The organism is Streptomyces sp. NPDC053048 (genome assembly GCF_044547045.1).
GTDB lineage: Bacteria > Actinomycetota > Actinomycetes > Streptomycetales > Streptomycetaceae > Streptomyces.
In genome coordinates this window covers 244288-264346 of sequence record NZ_JBITZS010000007.1, presented here as the reverse complement: position 1 = coordinate 264346, position 20059 = coordinate 244288, and the positions used below count along the sequence as shown (strand labels likewise).

The window sequence follows — 20059 nt, the reverse complement described above, 5'->3', positions numbered from 1 at the left end:
GTTGCGCCGACGCCGTTCGACGGAACGCTTCGGTACGGGTCCGCGGGAACCCACACGATCACCTCCGATAGCTGCTGTGCGCCCGAGAGCGCGTTGTGGCACCCCTGGTCGAAGGGTGACGATGCAGTGCGCTGTCGGTTGTGAGGTCGTTTACGGGGAAGTTTGTCCATGCCGCTGCCACAAGGCGAAAGGGATCTCGATGACCGATACACCCCAGCCGACCGAGTTCGAGTTCGAACTTCCCCGCGGGTTCATGGACACGAACGGAACCCTGCACCGGAAGGGGACAATGAGGCTGGCCACCGCCCACGACGAGATCGAGCCCTTGGTTGATCTCCGGGTACGGAAGAACCCTGCCTACCTCGGCGTCCTCGTGCTGGCCTCAGTGATCACCCGGCTCGGGACCATCACGGACGTCACTGCCGAGACGATCGAGGGTCTGTACGCGACCGACCTTGCTTACCTGCAAGTGTTCTACGAGAGGGTCAACGCCTCCGACGGGCTACCGAAACTCTGCTACTCCTGCGGCGCCGCTCTCGGTCAGGACGAACCACGGGACCGCCTGGGCGAATCGTGAGGGCGCCCACGGGCGGATCGATCCGCAGCCAACGCATGCAGTCCACCGTCGGCCCTTCGCCGGGGTTTCTCCCACATGCTTTGAGAGAGCGGGAGACCGCCCGCCGGACGCCCCGGTTGGCCGGCCGCCGTGGCGGCGGGTTACTCGTCGGCGGGCGGTTCCTGCGCGTTGCCACACGACCTCGGCAGACCACCCCGAGTAACGGCGGGGTGCGTGATGCACGGGCAACGAGTCGAAGGGCCCCGGTTCACGGGCTCGGAAACCCGTACAGACGGACAGGTGCATTGCCCATCGCCCTGGGTCGGAACCGGGGGAGGGGGATCACCCCCCAGGGGCGGGCGGCAGGACCATCACTCGGAGTGATCGAGGCGCCCAGGGTGAGGGTCGTCGGGGCGGCGCCGGCCGGGGCGGCGGGCGCGGCCGGCGGCACCTTCGGCCGCGCTCTTCTGGGCGTGGCAGGGGCCGCAGACCCCTTGGAGTGCGTGGTCGCGGTGGTCGTCGGTCATGGCCTTGATGTGGTCGACCTGGGTCGAACGGCGAACGCCGCAGATGCGGCACACCGGGTCGCGGGCGAGGATGCGCGCCCGAATAGTGGACCAGGAGGACGGTAGCCGGGCCTTGCGGTTGCTGATCTTCCACGCCACGACCAACCCTCCCAACTGCGAACCCTCTCCAAGGACCCGCCGGATGCAGGGATTTGACCAGCTTGGCAGCCAAAAATGGCTAGCCTTAGACGGGGGTGGTCTACGTGTCTGATCCTTCACCAGTCCCGCCCGGCGATGATCCGCCCGGAGGTGATCCATCTCCGCCACCTTCAGTGCCGCCGGCTCCATTTATCAGAAGGCTTTGGAAATCCAAGACCTTCTGGGTCCTCGTCTGCACTGCTGTGATCTCCGCCCTTACCGTCGGCCTGACGCTCCTCTTGGCCCAGGAACAGGGCGCTGGGGAGCAAGAAGGCGCGGATCAAGCAAGGCGGAAGGAGCTTGCGAAAAAGCCGCCAGTACTCTCTAGGGTCTCCGAAGACTGGGAGGGAGCGGTAGATCCGGATTGGGTCCTTGATCAACCGCTGAGCCCCAGCGCGGAAAGGAAGCTAGCGAACCTGTCACCACACGGGGAAGACCTACGAGACTTCGCTAAAAGCGTTGGAGCTATCGAGGTGGTTCAAACGTGTGAGACTGCTGACCGTTGCGGATCACGTACGCTCGTGCGCCTCACACTGACAGGTCACCGGATGGACGCTGTCGAAGTCACGGACATCAGGGGGAAAATCCTGTCCACGAAGCCTTCAACCCGGGAAGGGTTCATCCTCGGTCCGCACGGTGGTGCCGCGGATGTTGAGGGTGGCGTCATCGATCTGGACTCGGATGACCGCAGGCTCAGGAAGGCAGACCAGGATGGAAAGGCAGGGATGCCCTACTTCGCCAGGCGGCAGGTAGATCTAAAGACCGATGAGAGGCTGACATTTCATATCGAGGTAACGAGCCTTACATGGGACTACCAGTGGGAACTCGTAGTGAGCCTGATCAGCGAAGGTAAGGAATCCAAGCTGATCGTCCGCTCTGACGGGACACCTACCGGAAAGCCATTCCGGAACCCTGGCCGAATCCATAAGAAAAGGAGCTATCGACACTTCTACGAGTGCGAAGTGAGCGCTCCAACCTGTCGCATTGGCCCCGGCAAGTACGGTTATCCGGACGAGCTTTGGGGCGGCTGACTGGGCAGGCCTGCCACCTCCAGACTGTGGTTGACATGCTGCTGGTGCCCGCCCCCGGGTTCGAACCGGGATCTCTGCGGCATAACCGCAGCCCTGCGGCTGCGCATTGGCCGCGCACCTCTCCGTTGGGTCAGGCGGGCTAGTCGGGAGTCGCACGGGCTTTCAACCCCGTTCGGCTCGCCCTCGGCCGTGCCGAGGACCGGTTACTAATGGGCGGTGCGAGCTCCCTGGTGGTCCCGGCCGGAGTCGAACCGGCTTCCCCGGGTGCGGTGCGGGGGCCTCCATGGCTGCGGGTCCTCGCTGTCCCGACGGGCCGGGGCAGCGGTGGCGTCAGGGTGTCGGCAGAGCGGCGGTGGCCCTGCGGGGGTCGCCCTTGATGAAGGTGAGCACGTATTGGTGGTGGCGGCCCATCTTGCGGGAGGCACGCCATTGGGCGCCGAGTCGCATGGGGACGGTGCCGAGGGTATTAACCAAGATCGCGTCGTTGTAGAGGCGGGCTCCGGCCGATTCGTGTGCGGCGATGGTGAGTGGCACGAGGCCGCGGGCGGTGCCCGTGCTGTTGCGGACCTCGCCCACTACCCAGGTGGCGAATCGGTTGAGGGCAAGGCAGCGGACGGTCTCCGCGATGATCGCGCGGTACGCCTCGGCGAACTCGCACCACCGCATGGCGGATAGGTCTGCCGGGTGGTCGCTGTATCGCTCAAGGTCGTAATACGGCGGGCAGGTGAAGACGTAGTCCGCGTGAGCCGTGGGTAGTTCGGGGAGTTCTTCGAGGGCGTCGCCGTGAATCCATCGGGGCTCGGTGGCGAGCAGGTCGCGGGTTCGCCAGTCGGCGGCGGCTTCCTCGTTGGCGTCGATCTGGACGGGAGACAGGTCAATGCCGGTGTACCGGAAGCCGCCGTTGGCGGCGACGAGGCCGCGCACGGAGCCGCCGGCGAAGGGGTCAAGGATTTGCCCGCCGTCCGGGCAGTACCAGGTGTAGGACGCTTCCGCGAGGACGGGATCGAAGGTGGACAGGCCGCCATTGACGTCCGCCAGCTTCTGGCCGAAGCGGTCTTCCGTATTGAACGTGGTGACGTGCTCGCGCCCTCTGCGGCTGTGCAGTCCGAGGTCTTCCCAGGCGCGGCGCCGGTCGCGCCACGGGCCCAGGTCTGTCCGCAGGACAGAGAAGGGCTGTATGCCCGGAAGGCCGCGCCCGGTGGTCACGGGTGCGGCGGTGTCGATTAGGGCGAGTTGTGACAGGGGCACGGCCTTTCGTGCGGGCGCTCACGCTGCCGTGGTGCCTCGCTGGGTTACGTAGGCCCGAACCTCGCGCAGGTCGACCAGGGCACGGCCGGCCCGGTCGTAGCCGGTCCGTCGAACATGGCCGCGGCGTATCCACTGGCGGACGGCGGCGGGGGTGACCTGGACGTATTGGGCGGCGGCGACGGTGTCGCAGATGATCGGTGTGGGTGTCGGGGACACGTGCGTCTGCCTCCGCCTCGCTACGAGAAAGCCCCTCCGGCCAGGGGGGGGAGGGCCGAAGGGGCTTTCTGGTTGTTCACACCGGTATGCGGGCATACGGGGGGTGCTGCGAATGAGTGTGACACGCTCCAGGGAAAACCCCAAACGCCCCTGTCCGTCAGAGTGCTAGAGCCAGGGCGGCGCCCAGGTCGAGGGCATCCCAGCTAGTCCGGCACCACCGGCATGTCACGTTTGTTGCGCCGGGTACGTAGCGCAGGACGGCGCCGCACGAAGGGCTGTCGGGTGACGGTGCGGGACACTGCCCCACGCGACGTGGCCGCTTGGTGGGGTTGATGAGTCCGGTTGTGTCGCGGTGAAGGTCGCGTATCTCAAATGCGAAGTCATCGATAGCCGGGTGGTGTTCGACGGCCCAGGGAAGGTTGTTGCGCAGCGCGGCTGCCGCCTCGGTGAGTGGATCGGTGCGGTAGGTGGGTGCTTGCCATCCGAGGTGGTCATGCCAGTCGGTGAGCCAGCTGTCGAGGGTGGCCGTGGTAGCAGTGATGCGGTCGAGTATGCCGAGGTTCAGTGGGGCCTGGGGCTCTGTGCTGGTGCGGGTGGTGAGCCTCGGCGTGGACGATCGGACTCCCGGCGTCAGCAGGCTGTGGAGTTCGGTGATGAGACCTGGCAGCTGGTCAAGTTCATCGGCCATGCGCTGCTCGCACGGATGGCACGCGTAACGGTGCTGTTCGTCGGACCAGAGGGGTCGGGGGCAAATGGCGCACGTAAGGCGGTCGGTGCTGGGCATGGGGGCTCTCGTGATGGTGCTGGCATTAAGGGTGGTCATGCGGCGGCTGCCTCGGTGTCGACGCGTCGGCGGCTGTCGAGTCGGCGGGTGGTTGGGCGGTAGCCCTGTTCTCCCTCGGTGCGGCCGCCCCAGACTCCCCATTCATGGTGCTCGAGCGCCCAATCGCGGCAGGCAACGCGCACAGGGCAGCGAAAGCAGAGAGCCTTGGCGGCGGTGACTCGCGCGGCTTGCTCGGCCGGCGGCTCTTGTCGGTCGGGGGGAAAGAACAGCTCAGGTTGGTCTGTACAGGGCAGCCGGGCGTCTTCGCTGCGGGGGACGTAGGGCGGCGGTGTGATCTTGATTGCGAGATTCACAAGAGATCCGGTTCTACGGTTGGGGCGGTGCGGCTGGACTAGCGGGCTGAGTGGCTGTACGCCCGCGTGCCCGGCATCCGAGGTCTTTGGAGTCCGGGGACTGGGGTACGGGGCGACGTGAAGGGCCGCTGTCGCTGCTGTTGAGGCGTATGAGTCGGTATCGCTGCCTTCAGCGGCGCACTTCCTCCGGGATGCGTCGACCTGTTCCGGTGAGGAGTTCGTTCAGCGAGCGGCGGTGGGTTGTGGCGCTGGCGGCACGGATGCGCTGAGCCCGGAGCGCGGCGAGGTAAGCGGTGACGTCATCGGGGTCGGCGTCCGGGATCTCGGGGGACTGTCCGGGGCCGTGGATATGGCGGACGCGGTGGGCACGTGTCTGGCGGATCTTGGTGGTGATCTCACCGACGCCGACGAACACCGCGCCGGAGTCCACGAGGGCGACGACGGCCGCACGGGCGTCGGCCAGCTCGTAAGGGGCCAAGACGTCGTGCCACGCATCGGGGGTGTACTCGTCGATCCGCTGGCCGGGGCAGATGGCGCGGACGTAGCGGGTCAGGGCCACGGTCTCTTCGGCGTTCAAGCTGCAAGCTCTTTCGGTTGGGTGTCGTCTGCGGTGGCGCCCAGGGCGGCCGTGCGGGCTCGAGCGCGTTCCATGGCGCGGTCGAACAAGTCGGACGTCGCTTGCTGGTGCCGTTCGGCCCATGGCGTCGGTATCGGCGTGGCCGGGGCGTCGGCAGCGGTGTCCGGGAGGGCGTCCCACACCCTGATCAGGTAGCGGATGCTGCGGGGTGGGTTGGCGGGGTTCCATGCGCGACAGGCGGCGTCCACGAGCCGTTCGGTGGGGATACGGCCCAGGTGTCGGCGCAGGGCCTCGCGGTCGTCGGTGTCGGTCCGCCATCCCACATGGCATCCGGCGTCGGCGAGTTGGTCGGCGAGCCGCTGCGCGAAGGAGGGCACGCCGGCCGCCTCGGCCGCCGCCGGCCCTCTCGGGGGGTGAAGGGGGGACGGTTCTATCCCGGCAGGGATAGAACCGGGTACGGGACGGGTACGGGTCGGGGCTCTGTTACTCGCCTCGTGACTAACAGCGTCAGTAACGCCGTTACGTCGCCCGTCACGCGGCTGCTCCTCCGGCTGTCGCGGGGCGGCGGCCTTCTCGGCCTTGCGGTCCCGAAACCGCTTCTGACGTGCGGCGTTGCGCTCCCGCTCGGCGCGTACGTGCTCAGCGCTCGGCTGGTAGTCGTGGAAGTCGTGGATCGCCCAGCCGTCCTCATCACGCACCCACAACCCGGCATCTTCGAGCTGTCGTGCAGTCGCCTTCATGCCGCGCACGTGCGCCACGAGGCGCAATTCCTTGTCGCTGATGCGGCCGTCGGTCAGGTTCGCTGCGCACCAGCACAGCGCCGATACATGCAGACGGAAGGCCCGATCCGACAGCGTTGCCACTTTCCGGTGCGAAGGGAAACGGTCGTCAAGACGCACCCACGGCACGGCGGTATCTCCTGTCTCATCTAGTGGCTCTGGGCTCGTCGGTGGCGCAGGGCCGGTCAGCGGCCGAAGCCAGGTCGTGTGTGGTCACGCCGCTGTCGGCAGGCAGTCCGAAGTGACCGTGAGCCGGTAGACGGCGATGCGGTGCCCATGGGTGTCCGGCGATGTGCTCGGGACGGTCCGTCCGGTGTTGGTGATGGTGCGCGAAGCGGCGAGGCCGCGCACGGCGGCACCCAGCAGGCCATGGGGCAGGTCAGCAGGGAGCCGCTCGCGGAAGTCATTGGTGGAGAACTCCTCCACGCTCAGGGCGTGGTCAAGGATGAGCGCCTGCACCAAGGCGAGCTGTTCGGCATCGGCCGCCGCGCGGATGCGCTCCAGCAGTTTGTTCGCGCCTCGTTCGGCGCGGAATTCGTGCAGCGTGCCCACTATGCTGCCTCCGCCTTCTGCATGACGATCTCGCCGGGCACCCTGTGGTCGTCTCCGGTCGGTGGGGTGCCTGCGGTGATGCTGTCCAGGAACGCGGCAGCCTGGGCACGCAGGAATGCGGCCTCCGCCTCGTTGCGGGTGATCGTGTACTCGCGGTAATCCTGGCCGGCTATCAGAACCGCGACGTGCGCCACGTCCAGCCCGAGCGTGTCGAGCTGCCACACGACTTGGCACCGGTAGGCAACGGGGATCGTCTCGGTTCCGCTGGGGCCGAAGCCATGGCCGTACCGGCTCGTCTTGATCTCCAGCAGCGTCACGGGACCGCCGTCCATGGGAGTAACGATCCGGTCCGGGGTGGCGCGCTGCCAGTTCCGCTCACGGTTCGCCCACGTACCCGTCTCGTGAACCAACAGGTCGGTGTGTCCTGCCGCGAACGCCTCGGCGATGACGGGCTCCAAGCGGGTGCCCCACACCATGGCTTCCGTAGGGGCGAACGGTTTGTCCTTCGCGGTCCCGGCCTTGCGGTGCCACAAAGAGACTGGCGACGCCCACGGCGACAGACCCACGATCGCGGCGATCTCGGTGGCGGTAACGACCAACCCCGAGCGCGCTTCTTCCCACTCGGGTGTCCCCGGAGCGAAGGCCCCGAGGAACCGGGCACCCGTGACGTCCGGCGCGCTCATCGTTCGCCACCGTGCTTGTGCCGGCCGCGACGGCTTCCGGGCACACCCTCGGTGTGCACCAGCCATGCCACTGTCAGAGCGCCGAAGATCAGGAAGCCGATGATGAACCACGCGCTCATGCGTCATCACCGCAGGCGCAATGGGAGTTCGTGCGTATGGAGAAGTGAACGGTCATGTGCTTCTTTCCAAGCATGCTCAGAACCGCGTCACCGGAGTGGGATGCGCGGGAGGCAAGGGGGAGGGGAAAGCGTTAGGCGGCGCGACGGCGGGCGCGCGGGGCTGGCTTGAGATCGGCCAGTGATTCCGAACGGGCGGCTATGACATGCGTGAGGTCGTGCCCGGACGGCTGCATGGCATGCATTTCGGAGATCGTTTGCAGGTCGCGTTGACTGAAGAGCACCCACTTGCCCATCTTGCGATGGGGAAGCGTGGTGATCCGCTGGCGGAGCCACGGCTCGGGCACTCCGAGGCGCCGCGCGGCTTCCGGATAGTCGACGTGCAGTCGTGTATCGATCTCACTCAGTACCCGATGCAAGATCAGGTCGATCCCTGCACTATGGGTTGACTGGGGCCCTGGGACGGATGAGTCCACGGGTGAACTCATGACACAATCACCTCTCATGGGTCCGGACACGCTTCCGGAACTGGTCGGGCGACGACGGGTCACTAATCCCGATGTCGTGTGACAGTGCGGTGCCGGGTCGCGAAGGTTCCTACGCCATCGAGCGGCCTGGCACCGTGTTCAAGGGAGGCTGACCTCCCACCCCCGAAGGGGTTCCTTCTGATCAGGCCCTTAGTGGCCCATGCTCACGCCGCCGTCCACGGGCAGAACAGCACCCGTGATGTAAGCGGCATCATCAGAGGCAAGGAATCGGGCAGCGCCTGCGATTTCTTCCGGCTGGGCGACGCGAGCCAGAGGGATTTGTGCAACCAGACCATCCCGCTGGTCATCGTTGAGGGCGTCGCTCATGGCCGTATCGGTGAGACCCGGCGTGATCACGTTGCACGTGATGTTGCGAGAGCCGAGCTCACGGGCGACCGACCGGGCGAAACCGATGAGGCCGGCCTTCGAGGCCGCATAGTTGGCCTGACCCGCTTCACCGCGCAGGGCCACTGCGGAAGAGATCACGATGATGCGGCCCTTGCGGGCCCGGAGCATGCCCTTGGAAGCCCGCTTGACCACGCGGAACGTCCCGGTCAGGTTGGCGTCCACAACGGCCGTGAAGTCCTCCTCGGCCATGCGCAGGAGAAGCTGGTCGCGGGTGATGCCGGCGTTTGCGACAAGCACCTCCACAGGGCCCTGCTTCTCCTCAATCTCCTTGTATGCCTGCTCAATCTGCTCGGAGTCGGTGATGTCGCACTTCACCGAAAGAAACCCGGCAGGCGGTTTTCCCGAACGGTACGTGATGGCGACCCTGTCGCCTGCCTCGGCAAAGGATCGGGCTATCGCGAGACCGATGCCCCGGTTCCCTCCGGTCACGAACACAGAACGGCTCACGCCGACTCCTCGCAGGTAGATGGACTGTGCGATGGCCCTTACTGTGCACCATTTTTGCGATCTTGTGTTGGAACAATCCTGTTCCGGAACAACGCACTTCCTGTCGGGAACGGCCCGCTTCCGGGCGAAACGTGTTTCCGGAACTGACCAAGATCCTGCATAATTACCGGCAGGGAACAGACCGGAGGGTCTGGTTCGCTCATGTGCTGGTAGTGGACTTGGGAGGGGGACTCCAGCCGGGCTAGCGATCTTGAAAAGCTGCGAAGGTGTCAGAAGTGTGTGAGCAGGATCTGGTGTCGATCGGTCGCATGGTGCGGAAGTGGCGCGAACGCGTCGACCGCGAAGACCTGCCAGGCTTCACGGTGCGATACGGGCGGAAGAGCGCCCGAGGCTTGACCCAGGATGATGTCAGCCGCCTCATCGGATTCTCGGCACGCTGGTACAGCAACCTTGAACGCGGGGTGCCGACTCCCTATAGCGACGCTTTCTTGGACAGCGTCTCCCGCGTTCTGGCCCTGAGTGATGAAGAGCGACTGACCCTCTACACGTATACGGTGCAGAGGCAGCCGCTGGCCGGGCGCAAGGTGGACACAAGCATCATCGATCCCGCCCTCGCACGATTCGTGCACATGCAGCCTTACCCGTGTTACGTCTCCGACCAGGGATGGGACATCCCCATCTACAACAAGGCCGCGGCGGAACAATGGCGGTGGATGGCGCAAGGCGTCAACGTGATGCTCTGGGCTCTGACGCACCCAGAGGCGCGTCTTCAGCTCATTGATTGGGAACAGGCCTGGGCGTGCCCCATGGCAGCCCAGCTCCATCTGGCCATGAACAAGAACCCGGACAATGAGCGCTTGCGGGAAGTCGTGGACGAGGTCCGCAAGGACCCTACGGCGCGGCGCATCTACGACGAGGGCTTGCGGAACATCCACCCTGACGGCTCGCGTCGGCGGGTCTACCTCCCCCATCACCATGACCGAGAGTTCGAGGTTGTGTTTGTAGCCCTGTCGCCCCTGCGTGACCCGAGCTACCGCCTGATGGCCGTTGTGCCGGCCGACGAGTGCACTGATCTGGATGCCCTCGCTCAGGCGGCCTGAGGATCAAAGCGTGATGCCCCCACGGCGACACTTCGTCGTGGGGGCATCTGCGCATCTCGCGGGTCGTGTGAGACCGACTACGCGGCCAGCTCGAGGTCTTCCATGCTCCACTGGACGGCGGCAATGATCTCGTCGTCCAGGACGGCGAGCAGGTGGCCGTAGCGGTCCACTGTGGTCGTGATGCTCTCGTGGCCCAGCCGCGCCTGGATGGCGGGCAACGGGACCTTACGGGCGATGAGCCATGCCGCGTGCGTGTGGCGCAGGTCGTGCAGGCGCGGTCGCTTGGTGAGGCCGTCGGCGGCCGCCGCGTCGAGCGCGGGCTTCCACCGCTGGTTCCAGAAGCCTCCGCTATCCCACGCGCCTCCCTCAGGGGCGGTGAACACCAGGTCGGTCGGCTTTTTGCCGATGATGTTCCGTCTGAACAGTTCGGCTTGCTCCGCCGTCAGGACGAGCGTGCGGCGGCTCTTCTTCGTCTTGGGCGGGCCGAGGAACTTTCCGTTCTCCCCGCGCTTCCAGGCGCGTTGTACGGACAACCTGGGCCGGTTTCCGACGAGGACGAGGTCACGGACCTGAAGAGCGGTGATCTCTCCCCACCGGAGGCCCGTGGTCACCTTGGCGTGCACTAGATCCTTGGCGTCCGGCGCGAGGTGCTTACGGATGAGCGCGTACTCCTCGCGCTCCAGGAACACCTTGTCGTCCGCCGTGTGGTCATCCTCGGGCAGACGGGTGTGGACGCAGGGATTGGACGCCCGCAGGGGCTTCTCGGCGTCGACGGCCGACTGAAGGATTCCGAAGAGGAGCCCGTGCAGGTTGCGGACCGTCTTGGGCGCGTACTTCCGGCGCTTCACCTTCGGGTCGTGGTGCGGCCCACGCCGGCCTTCGGTCAGATCATTGATCCACCGGCTGATGTGCTCGCGCCCGATGGTGATGTCCGTGTCCCCTTGAACCGTGAGGTCCTGGAACCAAGGGGCCATGTGGGTGTCTACAAACTTGTAGTAGTTGGCCCGCGTCTGGATGCCGACACCCGTCAGGTGCTCGATGTAGTTGCGGGCGAAGCTCACGAACATGTGCGCCCGAGGGATAGCCGGTGTCTTCTCCGGCTCAGGGGCAGTGAAGCCGACACCCTTGACCCAGCCCGTCGGCCATTGCTGTCCGTGACCATTGACGAGATCACGGAAGCGTTCCGCGCTCTTCACGTCCGTGAAGTTCTCGCCCTGCCACTTGCCGTCGCGCTTGCCGCCCTCTCGCCAGACGACGCGGTAAGTGTCCACGCCACGGGCGGTCTGGCGGTGTCGTATCGATGCCATGCCAAGGAGCCTATGGAGGTTCCGTGTTGCAAACGTGTTGCAAAGATCCGCAACGAAAACCGCCCCTGACCCACGTTTCCGCAGGTCAGGGGCGGTTCTCTTGAAGCGGTAGCGGTGGGATTTGAACCCACGGTGGAGTTGCCCCCACACACGCTTTCGAGGCGTGCTCCTTAGGCCGCTCGGACACGCTACCGAGAGAGAGCTTAGCGGACGGTCGGCCGTGCTCTGAAATCGGTTGGGGGCCCGAGGGGTGTGGCCCTCGTCACCGGGAGCGGAAGAAGCGGGTGAGCAGGTCGGCGCACTCGTCGGCGAGGACGCCGGTGATCACCTCGGGGCGGTGGTTGAGACGGCGGTCGCGCACGACGTCCCAGAGGGAGCCGGCCGCGCCGGCCTTCTCGTCGGCGGCGCCGTAGACGACGCGCTCCAGGCGGGAGAGGACGATGGCGCCCGCGCACATGGTGCACGGCTCCAGGGTGACGACCAGTGTGCAGCCCGACAGGCGCCACTCGCCGACGGCCCGCGCGGCCTCGCGGATGGCCAGGACCTCCGCGTGGCCGGTGGGGTCGCCGGTGGCCTCGCGCTCGTTGCGGCCGCGGCCGATGACGGAGCCGTCCGGGGCCAGCACGACGGCGCCCACCGGCACGTCGCCGGTGCCGGGGGCCCGGACGGCCTCCTCGAGGGCGGCCCGCATGGGCGCGCGCCAGGGGTCGCGCACGGGGTCGGGCTCCTCCGCGGCAGCGGCGGCGTGGGAGGGAATCCCGTGGTCGGGGACGGCTTCGCTCATGGCACCAGTGTGGGCGAACCCCGCCCGGGGGCCGTCAGCGGACGGCCTCCAGGACCTCGGTGCAGCCGAGGGCGTCGGCGATCTCGCTGAGGGCGTCGCCGTCGAGGGCCAGGATCGCACCGCGGCCCACCCCGAAGTCCTCGAGGAGCCCGGGGTCGCCCAGCGGGCCGTGCACGGCCCGTCCGGCGTCCGCTGCGGCGTCGCCGTCGGTCTCGTCCTCGTCCGGTTCGGGCTCGCCGTCCTCGGTGCCGTCGAGGTCGAGGCTGTCGAGCTCGTCGTCGGCGTTCTCCTCCCGTCCGGTCAGCTCGTCGACGAGCATCGAGCCGTAGGAGCTGCGGTTGGCCGCGGCGGCGTCGGAGACGAAGACGCGGGGGTCCTCCTCACCGTCCACCCGGACGACGGCGAACCAGCTGCCCTCCTGCTCGATGAGGGCCAGGACCGTGTCGTCGTCGACCGAGTCCAGCCGGGCCAGGTCGACGAGATCGGCCAGCGTTTCCACGTTGTCGAGTTCTGTGTCGCTCGCTTCCCACCCGTCGTCGGTGCGCGCGAGCAATGCGGCGAAGTACACCGTGACTCTCCCACTGGTCATAGGCGGTGCCGGGTCGGGCGGGGACCACCCCGCCCACTCGGAATCGTGGCAGAAACCTCGGCGTTGCGAGAGGTCTTCCGCGCTGCGTCGTGCAGCAGTCCGAAGAGATGTCGCTCACGTGAGGCGCGGGGGCGGTCCGTACGGGCCCGTGCCGGTCGGGCGTGTTACCAGCGGAAGGTCCGCATCCGCATCTGCTGGCGCATGCGGGCGGCCCGCGCGCGGCGGGGCTGGACGCGGTCGCGCAGCTCCTTGGCCTCGTTCAGCTCCCGGAGGAACTGGGCGCGTCTGCGGCGGCGGTCCTCGCCGCTCTCGTCGGCGCCTTCCGCTCCCGCCGGCGCCGTGGGCTCCGGGCGCCTGCGGCGCTCCCGGAGCTCTTCGGGCTCGGTGGATCCGCGTTTGTCATGGCCGGCCATGGGCAGCACCACCTCGTGCCGAGGTCCTCGCCCGGCGACAGACCGGGCGTACGTGCCCACTTTCCCCCTAAGTGGTGGTTTGATGCCAGGGCGGCGACAGACTGCCGAAGGACTGCCGACGGAGCCCCCCGCGGGCCCCCGCAGGCCCCGGGCGGGCGCTGGGGCGCTCAAGCTCGGTTAATGTCGATGTCATGCGGATCCACGTCGTCGACCACCCCCTGGTGGCTCACAAGCTGACCACCCTGCGCGACAAGCGCACCGATTCCCCCACCTTCCGTCGCCTCTGCGACGAGCTGGTCACCCTGCTCGCCTACGAGGCCACGCGCGACGTGCGCACCGAGCAGGTCAGCATCGAGTCCCCGGTCACCGCGACCACGGGCGTGCGCCTGTCGCACCCGCGGCCGCTGGTGGTGCCGATCCTGCGGGCCGGTCTGGGCATGCTCGACGGCATGGTCCGGCTGCTGCCCACGGCGGAGGTCGGCTTCCTGGGCATGATCCGCAACGAGGAGACCCTCAAGGCGGAGACCTACGCCACGCGGATGCCCGACGACCTCTCGGGCCGCCAGGTCTACGTCCTGGACCCGATGCTCGCCACCGGCGGCACCCTGGTCGCCGCGATCAACGAGCTGATCGCCCGTGGCGCGGACGACGTCACCGCGCTGTGCCTGCTGGCCGCGCCGGAGGGCGTCGAGGTCATGGAGCGCGAGCTCGAGGGCGCGCCGGTGACCGTCGTGACGGCCTCCGTGGACGAGCGCCTCAACGAGAACGGCTACATCGTCCCCGGCCTCGGTGACGCCGGCGACCGGATGTACGGCACCGCGGGCTGACCCGGTCCGTCCCGGACGAGTTGTGGAGGAGCCCCGCCGGGACCGGTCCCGGCGGGGCTCCTGCGCGTGTCCGGCGTGTCCCGTCGGACACGCCCTAGCAGTGGGTGGCGGAGGGCTTCGGCCGCGGCGGTTCCCTCAGCCCGGCCAGGGCCCGTTCGGCCTGGTCCTTGGGGGTCAGCTCCTTGTAGGCGTCGCCCAGGACGAGGTCGACGTCCTGGCCCTCGCGCTGGTCGCCCTTGACCTCGGCGCCGGCCAGCTGGGTGCCCAGCACCTTCAGCGCCCCCTCGACGGCCGCCTGGGGGCCCAGCAGCAGTCCCGTGCCGCTGACCTTCTTGTCGTACTCGGCCTGGGCGTTGCCCACGTTGCCGATCCTGAAGCCGCGCCGTTCCAGCTCGTCCGCGGTGATCTTGGCGAGGCCGCCGCGCGGCGTGGCGTTGTAGACGTTGACGGTGATGTCGCCGGGTGCGGGCAGCTCCCTGGGGGCCGCGAGGCCGGGCAGCCGGCCGCCGGCGCCGCTCTTGCAGTCCCCGCCGCCCTTGCGCTGCTGCGTGGCCGCCTGGGGCTCCCCCAGCCGCCCGCCGGAGAAGACGTCGACGAGCTGCAGCGTGCCCCACCCTGCCAGTGAGAGGACCGCGGCCGTGGCGGCCACGGCGAGCACGATCCTGCGGCGGTCGCGCCGGCGGCGCAGATGCGGGAACCGGTTGCCCGTGACGCGGTACTTACCACCCATGCCTGGAGGGGTGAGCATGCTCATGGGCGCAGCGTAGTGCTGGGGGGACCCGCTGCCTACTAGATGATCAATGGGTTGCGCGGACGCCAACCCAAAAGGGTCAATAGCCGCGCATACGACCGCCCATAGGGGTCGGCGAACGGGCGCGGCGACCGCGGGGTTCAGTCCAGCTCGAGCACGCGCGCGTGCAGCACCTGGCGCTGCTGCAGGGCCGCGCGCACGGCACGGTGCAGCCCGTCCTCCAGGTAGAGGTCGCCCCGCCACTTCACCACGTGGGCGAACAGGTCCCCGTAGAACGTCGAGTCCTCGGCGAGCAGCGTCTCGAGGTCGAGCTGCTGCTTGGTGGTCACCAACTGGTCAAGGCGTACCGGGCGAGGGGCAACATCCGCCCACTGGCGGGTGCTTTCCCGGCCGTGGTCGGGGTACGGCCGCCCGTTTCCGATGCGCTTGAAGATCACACGGAAAGCCTACCGGGCGAGCGGCTCCGAGCGCAGCCATGGCGCGGTAGTGCGAAGGTGACAATCAGCCGCATACCGGGAGTGATGCATGGCACCTACGAGCGACAGCCCGCCCGCCGCGGGGCCGGATCCCGCCCTTCCCGGGCCCGCCGCCGAGATCGCCGCGGGCTACGCGTTCGGCGGCCCCGTCCTCGATCTCGGGGCGCTGATCTGGGACGGCGCCTGCCTGCCCGGCGCCCCCGTGCGGATCCCGCTCGCCATGCTCACCCGGCACGGACTGGTCGCGGGCGCCACCGGCACCGGGAAGACCAAGACCCTGCAGCTGATCGCCGAGCAGCTCTCCGCCCACGGCGTCCCCGTCTTCCTCGCCGACGTCAAGGGCGACCTCTCCGGCATCAGCGCGCCGGGCGACGGGAGCGAGGCGGTGCGGCGGCGGGCCGCGGAGACCGGCCAGGACTGGGCCCCGGCGGCGTTCCCCGCCGAGTTCTACGCCCTCGGCGGGCTCGGCACCGGCATCCCGCTGCGGGCGACGGTCACCGGATTCGGGCCCCTGCTGCTGGCGAAGGTCCTCGGACTGAACCGCACCCAGGAGGAGTCGCTGGGCCTGGTCTTCCACTACGCCGACGGCAAGGGCCTGGAGCTGACCGACCTCAAGGACCTGCGGGCCGTCGTCGCCTTCCTCGCCTCCGACGAGGGCCGGGCCGACCTCAAGGGCATCGGCGGCCTGTCCGCGCAGACGGCGGGCGTCATCCTGCGCTCGCTGACCGCCTTCGAACAGCAGGGCGCGGGCCCCTTCTTCGGCGAGCCGGCGTTCGACGGCGCGGAGCTGCTGCGCACCGCGCCGGACGGGCGCGGCGTGATCTCCGTCCTCGAGCTGCCCGCCGTCCAGGACCGGCCGCGGCTGTTCTCGACGTTCCTGATGTGGCTGCTCGCCGACCTCTTCCACGATCTGCCGGAGGTCGGGGACGTCGCCCGGCCGAAGCTGGTGTTCTTCTTCGACGAGGCCCACCTGCTCTTCGACGGCGCCTCGAAGGCGTTCGTGGACGCGGTCACCCAGACGGTCCGGCTGATCCGGTCGAAGGGCGTGGGGATCTTCTTCGTCACGCAGACGTCGCAGGACGTCCCCTCCGGAGTCCTCGGCCAGCTCGGCAACCGGGTGCAGCACGCCCTGCGCGCCTTCACACCGGACGACGCCAAGGCACTCAGGGCCACGGTGCGGACCTTCCCCGCCTCCCCCTACGACCTGGAGGAGGTCCTGACGGGGCTGGGGACGGGCGAGGCGGTGGTCACCGTGCTCAGCGAGAAGGGCGCGCCCACGCCCGTCGCGGCCACGCGGCTGCGCGCCCCGTGCTCACTGATGGGACCCGTCGACGCGGCGGCGCTGGACGCCGCGGTGCGCGCGTCCGGGCTGTACGGACGTTATGCACAGGCTGTGGACCGGGAGTCGGCGTACGAGAAGCTGACGGCGGCCGCGCCGCCGGAGGCCGGGCCGGAGCGCGAGCCGGAGCACGGGCGGGAGCCGGAGCGGGCCGGGCGGGCCGCGCCGGACGAACCCTCGCTGATCGAACAGGTGGTGGGCAGCGGGGTGTTCAAGTCGCTGGCACGCTCGGTGGGCACGCAGCTGGGCCGGGAGATCACACGTTCGATCTTCGGTACGGCCGCCCGGCGCCGCCGCTGACCCGCTACTCGGCGATCTCGGTGCGCTCCCACCACTCGTAGACGGGCAGCCGCCCCTCGACCGTGTCGGCGTGCCGCGACGTGACCTTGAAGTGCTCGTACCCCGCACGGAACTTGATCTTCAATTCCTTGCCGGGCGGGGTGATCGGGACGATCCGCTCGGGCAGATCGTCGGGGCCACCTTCGAGGAAAGCTTTGACACCGCTCATGGGGACAGTTTTGCGGTGTGTGTCCGCCGAGGCCCCCGCGACGCGCCGACTTCAGCCCTTCTCGGCGGCTTCGGCCGCTTTGGCCGCCTTCGCGGCGCGCTTCGCCTCCTGTTTGTGCGCACGGACCTTCTCCAGGGACTCGGGGCCGGTGATGTCGGCCACCGAACGGTAGGAGCCCGCCTCCCCGTACGGCCCCGCCGCCTCCCGCCAGCCCTTGGGCCGCACCGCGAACTGCTTGCCCAGCAGGGCCAGGAAGATCTGCGCCTTCTGCTTGCCGAAGCCGGGCAGCGCCTCGAGCCGCTTCAGCAGCTCCCTGCCGTCGGCGACGTCGCGCCAGACCGCGCTCGCGTCGCCGTCGTAGTGCTCGACGAGGTACCGGCACAGCTGCTGCACGCGCTGGGCCATCGACCCCGGATAGCGGTGCACCGCCGGCTTGCGCGCGCACAGCCCGGCGAACGCCTCGGGGTCGTACGCCGCGATCTCGTGGGCGTCCAGATCGTCCCCGCCGAGGCGCTCGGCGATGGTGTACGGGCCGGTGAACGCCCACTCCATGGGGATCTGCTGGTCCAGCAGCATCCCGGTCAGGGCGGCCAGCGGGCTGCGCGAGAGCAGCGCGTCGGCCTCGGGCTGCTGGGCGAGCCGCAGAGCGTGGTCCATGTGCCGATGGTCCCCCGCGGCCGCCCGCACCGCACGCCGCCCGGAATGCGCGGCGTGTCACCGGGCGCCTTTCTGGACGAACGTTAACCCCCGGCGGATTCCGCTTTATTGCGGCCAATTACGGGGCCGGGCAGGGTTGATCCGTATGTCACCGAAACGGGGGGAGTCCGGGCAGGGGCATCCCGTTTTTCGTATGCGGAAAACCGTCCTGAAAAACCTGCGAGGAAATTCATGGTGACGAGAACAAGCCTGGACGCGATCGTCCGGGAAGCGGAATACACCAACCGGAAACTGGGGCACGAGAACCTCGGCTCGCTGTCGGCGGCCCGCGGCTTCATACCCGCGCTGACACCCGAGCTCGCCTTCCCCTCGTCCCACCGGCTGTGGGACGAGGTCGCCGCCGAACTGCCCCGGCTCTACGCCGATCTGCGGCTGCGCGCCCGTCTCGAGGAGCTGCCGGTGCTCGACGCGAGCCCCGCCGCGCTCGATGACCGCTGGCTGCAGCGCGCGGCCACCGTCCTGGGCATCCTGGTGCACGCCTACCACCGGGTCGAACCGCGCTTCGAGACACCCACCCCGGCCTCGGTCCACGAACCCTGGCTGCAGGTCTGCGCGCGACTGGGCCGGAAGACGCCATTCCTGTCGTATATGGACCTCATCGTCTACAACTGGAAGTGGAATGAACCCGGGGAGCCGGCGGATTCCGTCCGGGTCGAGAACGTCCGGCTGCTGGTGCCCACCGTCGGCACGGAAGAGGAACAGAACTTCTATCTGACCCAGCTGGAAATGCTCGACCGCGGCACCCCGCTCGTGGCCGCCGCCGGCCGGGCGCAGACCGCCGTGGAACACGACGACGCCCCGGCGCTCACGGAACACCTGCGCGCGATGAGCGAGTGCGTCACCGAGATCACCCGGGCGGGCCTGCCGAAGATCGACCCGCGTGTGCGCGGCAGGTTCCACGTCGACCCCGTCGTCTGGGCCAAGACCGTCGCCCCGCTGGCCGTACCGCTGGTCAAGCACGGCATCGGGCCCAGCGGGACGGCCTCGCCGATGTTCCACTTGATGGACTCCGTCATCGGCCGCAGCAGCTACCGCGCGTTCATCGGCGAGGAGGCCCAGCGGCTGCGCGAGAACTACCCCGCGCACTGGCGCACATTCGTCGGCGCCGCGCGGGCCGCGGAGATCAGCGAGTACGCGCAGGGCAGCGCCCACCCGCCGCTGCGCGCGGCGTTCGAGGAGCTCAAGAGCGTCTACGCCGGGGAGAACGGGCTGCTCGGCCGGCACCGGCTGAAGGTCGCCGGATACCTCAACACCTCCTTCCGCGTCGGCCGTGACGTGACCATCTCCGGATTCCCCCGGGCTTCCCGGGTGGGCAACGAGCTGGACGCCTCCCGCGCGGAGCGCGAGGCGGGCGGCGATCCCGGGCCCGTGGGGCCCGAGCCGGCCGGGGCCGGGGCGGAGATCACCGTCTCGGAACTGCTGCGCCACGACCGCGCGGCGCAGGCCCGCTGGATCGGCATCGGCGGCGCCGTCTACGACGTGACGAAGTACCTCGGCCGCCACCCCGGCGGCGTCGCCCCGCTCGCCGGCTACCTCGGCACGGACGCCACCTGGGCCTTCGAGCACATGGGCCACCACAAGGACGCCGGCATCGCCGCGCGGCTGCGGCGGATGCGCGTCGGCGCGCTGCGCAGGCCGTCCTCGGCCGTCACCGGCGACGGGGCGCTCGCGGGCGCGTACGAGGTCTGGCTGCGCTGGGCGACCGACCTGACCGAGCGGGCGAACGTCCTGCAGACCGACCTGAGCGTGCGCGAGGCCCGCACCAGCCTGGTCACCGCGGCCGGGGAGCTCACCCCGTACACCCTGCAGTGGGCCGTCGAGGCGCACGAGCGCTTCGTGGAGCGGACCGTCGCCGACATCCTCCGGCCCATGGCGGACGAGCTCACCGAGGCGGCCCGCGGGCTGTTCCCGGCGGGCGCGCCGGATGTGGCGGACGCGGGTGCCACGGGCGGGGCCGACTCGGCGGCCGTGCTGTACGCGGCGCTCGAGCAGGCCGCCGCCGGCAAGGAGGACGACCCGACGCTCGCCGAGGTCGACGCGCTGTGGCGGCGCGTGTCGGTCCTCGACCAGGAGTTCCTGCACGGCACCCGGTCCGTCCTCGTCGACGGCGTCGCGGCGCTCGAGGACGCGGCACCGGACGCCGCGCCGGAGCTGGGCCGTCGGCTGCTGACGGCCGTCGGCCGGGTGCTGGCCGGTGCGGCGGCGTACCGCGGCGCGCTCGACGCCGTCGTGGCCCCGTAACGCCCGAGGGGCCCCGGCGGCACGCG

At 68.9% G+C, this 20059-nt stretch carries 26 protein-coding genes and 2 tRNA genes; 6 read left to right on the top strand and 22 right to left on the bottom strand.

Annotated elements, in window-relative coordinates; translation table 11 throughout:
• The first annotated feature begins 199 nt into the window (after nt 1–199).
• Complete coding sequence (locus ACIG36_RS20505; protein ID WP_399929530.1) at nt 200–577, top strand: hypothetical protein; 378 nt, start codon at nt 200–202, stop codon at nt 575–577.
• Nucleotides 578–927: 350 nt separating this feature from the next.
• Here ACIG36_RS20505 and ACIG36_RS20500 read toward each other — a convergent pair whose 3' ends face one another.
• Entirely contained in the window at nt 928–1221 is a 294-nt protein-coding gene (locus ACIG36_RS20500) for an HNH endonuclease signature motif containing protein (RefSeq protein ID WP_399929528.1), read from the bottom strand.
• 104 nt (nt 1222–1325) lie between these two features.
• On the opposite strand from ACIG36_RS20500, the gene ACIG36_RS20495 reads away from it, so the two are divergent.
• Nucleotides 1326–2291, top strand: coding sequence for a hypothetical protein (locus ACIG36_RS20495; protein ID WP_399929525.1), 966 nt, complete (start codon nt 1326–1328; stop codon nt 2289–2291).
• A 42-nt stretch (nt 2292–2333) separates the two neighbouring features.
• On the opposite strand, the gene ACIG36_RS20490 is transcribed toward ACIG36_RS20495, so the two are convergent.
• From ACIG36_RS20490 to ACIG36_RS20435, 12 genes are all read right to left on the bottom strand, one after another.
• Nucleotides 2334–2431, bottom strand: a tRNA-His gene (locus tag ACIG36_RS20490).
• Nucleotides 2432–2621: 190 nt separating this feature from the next.
• Nucleotides 2622–3497, bottom strand: coding sequence for a class I SAM-dependent methyltransferase (locus ACIG36_RS20485; protein ID WP_399929522.1), 876 nt, complete (start codon nt 3495–3497; stop codon nt 2622–2624).
• Nucleotides 3498–3557: 60 nt separating this feature from the next.
• Entirely contained in the window at nt 3558–3755 is a 198-nt protein-coding gene (locus tag ACIG36_RS20480) for a hypothetical protein (RefSeq protein ID WP_399929519.1), read from the bottom strand.
• Between the two features lie 157 nt (nt 3756–3912).
• Nucleotides 3913–4539, bottom strand: coding sequence for a hypothetical protein (locus ACIG36_RS20475; RefSeq protein ID WP_399929516.1), 627 nt, complete (start codon nt 4537–4539; stop codon nt 3913–3915).
• A gap of 35 nt (nt 4540–4574) precedes the next feature.
• Nucleotides 4575–4892 (bottom strand): WhiB family transcriptional regulator, encoded by a 318-nt coding sequence (locus tag ACIG36_RS20470; protein ID WP_399929513.1) that lies wholly within the window; start codon nt 4890–4892, stop codon nt 4575–4577.
• A gap of 169 nt (nt 4893–5061) precedes the next feature.
• The gene (locus tag ACIG36_RS20465; protein ID WP_399929510.1) at nt 5062–5469 is read right to left on the bottom strand and encodes a hypothetical protein; all 408 of its coding nucleotides are present in this window, start codon (nt 5467–5469) and stop codon (nt 5062–5064) included.
• The gene (locus ACIG36_RS20460; protein WP_399929507.1) at nt 5466–6368 is read right to left on the bottom strand and encodes a hypothetical protein; all 903 of its coding nucleotides are present in this window, start codon (nt 6366–6368) and stop codon (nt 5466–5468) included. The genes ACIG36_RS20465 and ACIG36_RS20460 overlap by 4 nt, the downstream gene beginning before the upstream one ends.
• Before the next feature lie 93 nt (nt 6369–6461).
• On the bottom strand, nt 6462–6800 hold the full coding sequence (locus ACIG36_RS20455) for a hypothetical protein (RefSeq protein WP_399929504.1): 339 nt from the start codon (nt 6798–6800) through the stop codon (nt 6462–6464).
• Nucleotides 6800–7483, bottom strand: coding sequence for a lambda-exonuclease family protein (locus tag ACIG36_RS20450; protein ID WP_399929501.1), 684 nt, complete (start codon nt 7481–7483; stop codon nt 6800–6802). Before ACIG36_RS20450 ends, ACIG36_RS20455 begins: the two co-directional genes overlap by 1 nt.
• Entirely contained in the window at nt 7480–7602 is a 123-nt protein-coding gene (locus ACIG36_RS20445) for a hypothetical protein (RefSeq protein ID WP_399929498.1), read from the bottom strand. Before ACIG36_RS20445 ends, ACIG36_RS20450 begins: the two co-directional genes overlap by 4 nt.
• Before the next feature lie 131 nt (nt 7603–7733).
• The gene (locus tag ACIG36_RS20440) at nt 7734–8018 is read right to left on the bottom strand and encodes a hypothetical protein (protein ID WP_399929495.1); all 285 of its coding nucleotides are present in this window, start codon (nt 8016–8018) and stop codon (nt 7734–7736) included.
• Nucleotides 8019–8276: 258 nt separating this feature from the next.
• Nucleotides 8277–8981, bottom strand: a complete 705-nt coding sequence (locus ACIG36_RS20435; RefSeq protein ID WP_399929492.1) for a beta-ketoacyl-ACP reductase — start codon at nt 8979–8981, stop codon at nt 8277–8279.
• A 275-nt stretch (nt 8982–9256) separates the two neighbouring features.
• Here ACIG36_RS20435 and ACIG36_RS20430 point away from each other — a divergent pair, with 275 nt between their 5' ends.
• A complete protein-coding gene (locus ACIG36_RS20430) occupies nt 9257–10081 on the top strand; it encodes a helix-turn-helix domain-containing protein (RefSeq protein WP_399929489.1) in 825 nt (274 codons plus the stop codon).
• Nucleotides 10082–10158: 77 nt separating this feature from the next.
• Here ACIG36_RS20430 and ACIG36_RS20425 read toward each other — a convergent pair whose 3' ends face one another.
• The 5 genes from ACIG36_RS20425 to ACIG36_RS20405 all read right to left on the bottom strand — a co-directional run bounded on the left by ACIG36_RS20425 (nt 10159) and on the right by ACIG36_RS20405 (nt 13174).
• Complete coding sequence (locus ACIG36_RS20425; RefSeq protein ID WP_399929488.1) at nt 10159–11388, bottom strand: tyrosine-type recombinase/integrase; 1230 nt, start codon at nt 11386–11388, stop codon at nt 10159–10161.
• Between the two features lie 106 nt (nt 11389–11494).
• Nucleotides 11495–11581, bottom strand: a tRNA-Ser gene (locus ACIG36_RS20420).
• Nucleotides 11582–11650: 69 nt separating this feature from the next.
• Nucleotides 11651–12172 carry a tRNA adenosine(34) deaminase TadA gene (tadA, locus tag ACIG36_RS20415; RefSeq protein WP_399929486.1) on the bottom strand — a complete coding sequence of 174 codons (522 nt, stop codon included), beginning with the start codon at nt 12170–12172 and terminating at the stop codon, nt 11651–11653.
• 34 nt (nt 12173–12206) lie between these two features.
• A complete protein-coding gene (locus ACIG36_RS20410) occupies nt 12207–12740 on the bottom strand; it encodes a hypothetical protein (protein ID WP_399930094.1) in 534 nt (177 codons plus the stop codon).
• 185 nt (nt 12741–12925) lie between these two features.
• A complete protein-coding gene (locus ACIG36_RS20405) occupies nt 12926–13174 on the bottom strand; it encodes a hypothetical protein (protein WP_399929484.1) in 249 nt (82 codons plus the stop codon).
• Between the two features lie 191 nt (nt 13175–13365).
• On the opposite strand from ACIG36_RS20405, the gene upp reads away from it, so the two are divergent.
• A complete protein-coding gene (gene upp, locus ACIG36_RS20400; RefSeq protein ID WP_399929481.1) occupies nt 13366–14001 on the top strand; it encodes a uracil phosphoribosyltransferase in 636 nt (211 codons plus the stop codon).
• A 94-nt stretch (nt 14002–14095) separates the two neighbouring features.
• On the opposite strand, the gene ACIG36_RS20395 is transcribed toward upp, so the two are convergent.
• On the bottom strand, nt 14096–14755 hold the full coding sequence (locus ACIG36_RS20395) for a LytR C-terminal domain-containing protein (RefSeq protein WP_399929478.1): 660 nt from the start codon (nt 14753–14755) through the stop codon (nt 14096–14098).
• Between the two features lie 137 nt (nt 14756–14892).
• Nucleotides 14893–15189: a type II toxin-antitoxin system VapB family antitoxin gene (locus tag ACIG36_RS20390; protein ID WP_004929488.1), complete on the bottom strand. Its 297-nt coding sequence runs from the start codon at nt 15187–15189 to the stop codon at nt 14893–14895.
• Between the two features lie 88 nt (nt 15190–15277).
• Here ACIG36_RS20390 and ACIG36_RS20385 point away from each other — a divergent pair, with 88 nt between their 5' ends.
• Nucleotides 15278–16867 carry a helicase HerA-like domain-containing protein gene (locus ACIG36_RS20385; RefSeq protein ID WP_399929475.1) on the top strand — a complete coding sequence of 530 codons (1590 nt, stop codon included), beginning with the start codon at nt 15278–15280 and terminating at the stop codon, nt 16865–16867.
• 4 nt (nt 16868–16871) lie between these two features.
• On the opposite strand, the gene ACIG36_RS20380 is transcribed toward ACIG36_RS20385, so the two are convergent.
• Both ACIG36_RS20380 and ACIG36_RS20375 read right to left on the bottom strand, forming a co-directional pair.
• Nucleotides 16872–17075, bottom strand: coding sequence for a DUF5988 family protein (locus ACIG36_RS20380; RefSeq protein WP_399929472.1), 204 nt, complete (start codon nt 17073–17075; stop codon nt 16872–16874).
• 51 nt (nt 17076–17126) lie between these two features.
• The gene (locus tag ACIG36_RS20375) at nt 17127–17732 is read right to left on the bottom strand and encodes an HhH-GPD-type base excision DNA repair protein (RefSeq protein WP_399929469.1); all 606 of its coding nucleotides are present in this window, start codon (nt 17730–17732) and stop codon (nt 17127–17129) included.
• A 231-nt stretch (nt 17733–17963) separates the two neighbouring features.
• On the opposite strand from ACIG36_RS20375, the gene ACIG36_RS20370 reads away from it, so the two are divergent.
• The gene (locus ACIG36_RS20370; protein WP_399929466.1) at nt 17964–20033 is read left to right on the top strand and encodes a cytochrome b5 domain-containing protein; all 2070 of its coding nucleotides are present in this window, start codon (nt 17964–17966) and stop codon (nt 20031–20033) included.
• The last annotated feature ends 26 nt before the right edge of the window (nt 20034–20059 follow it).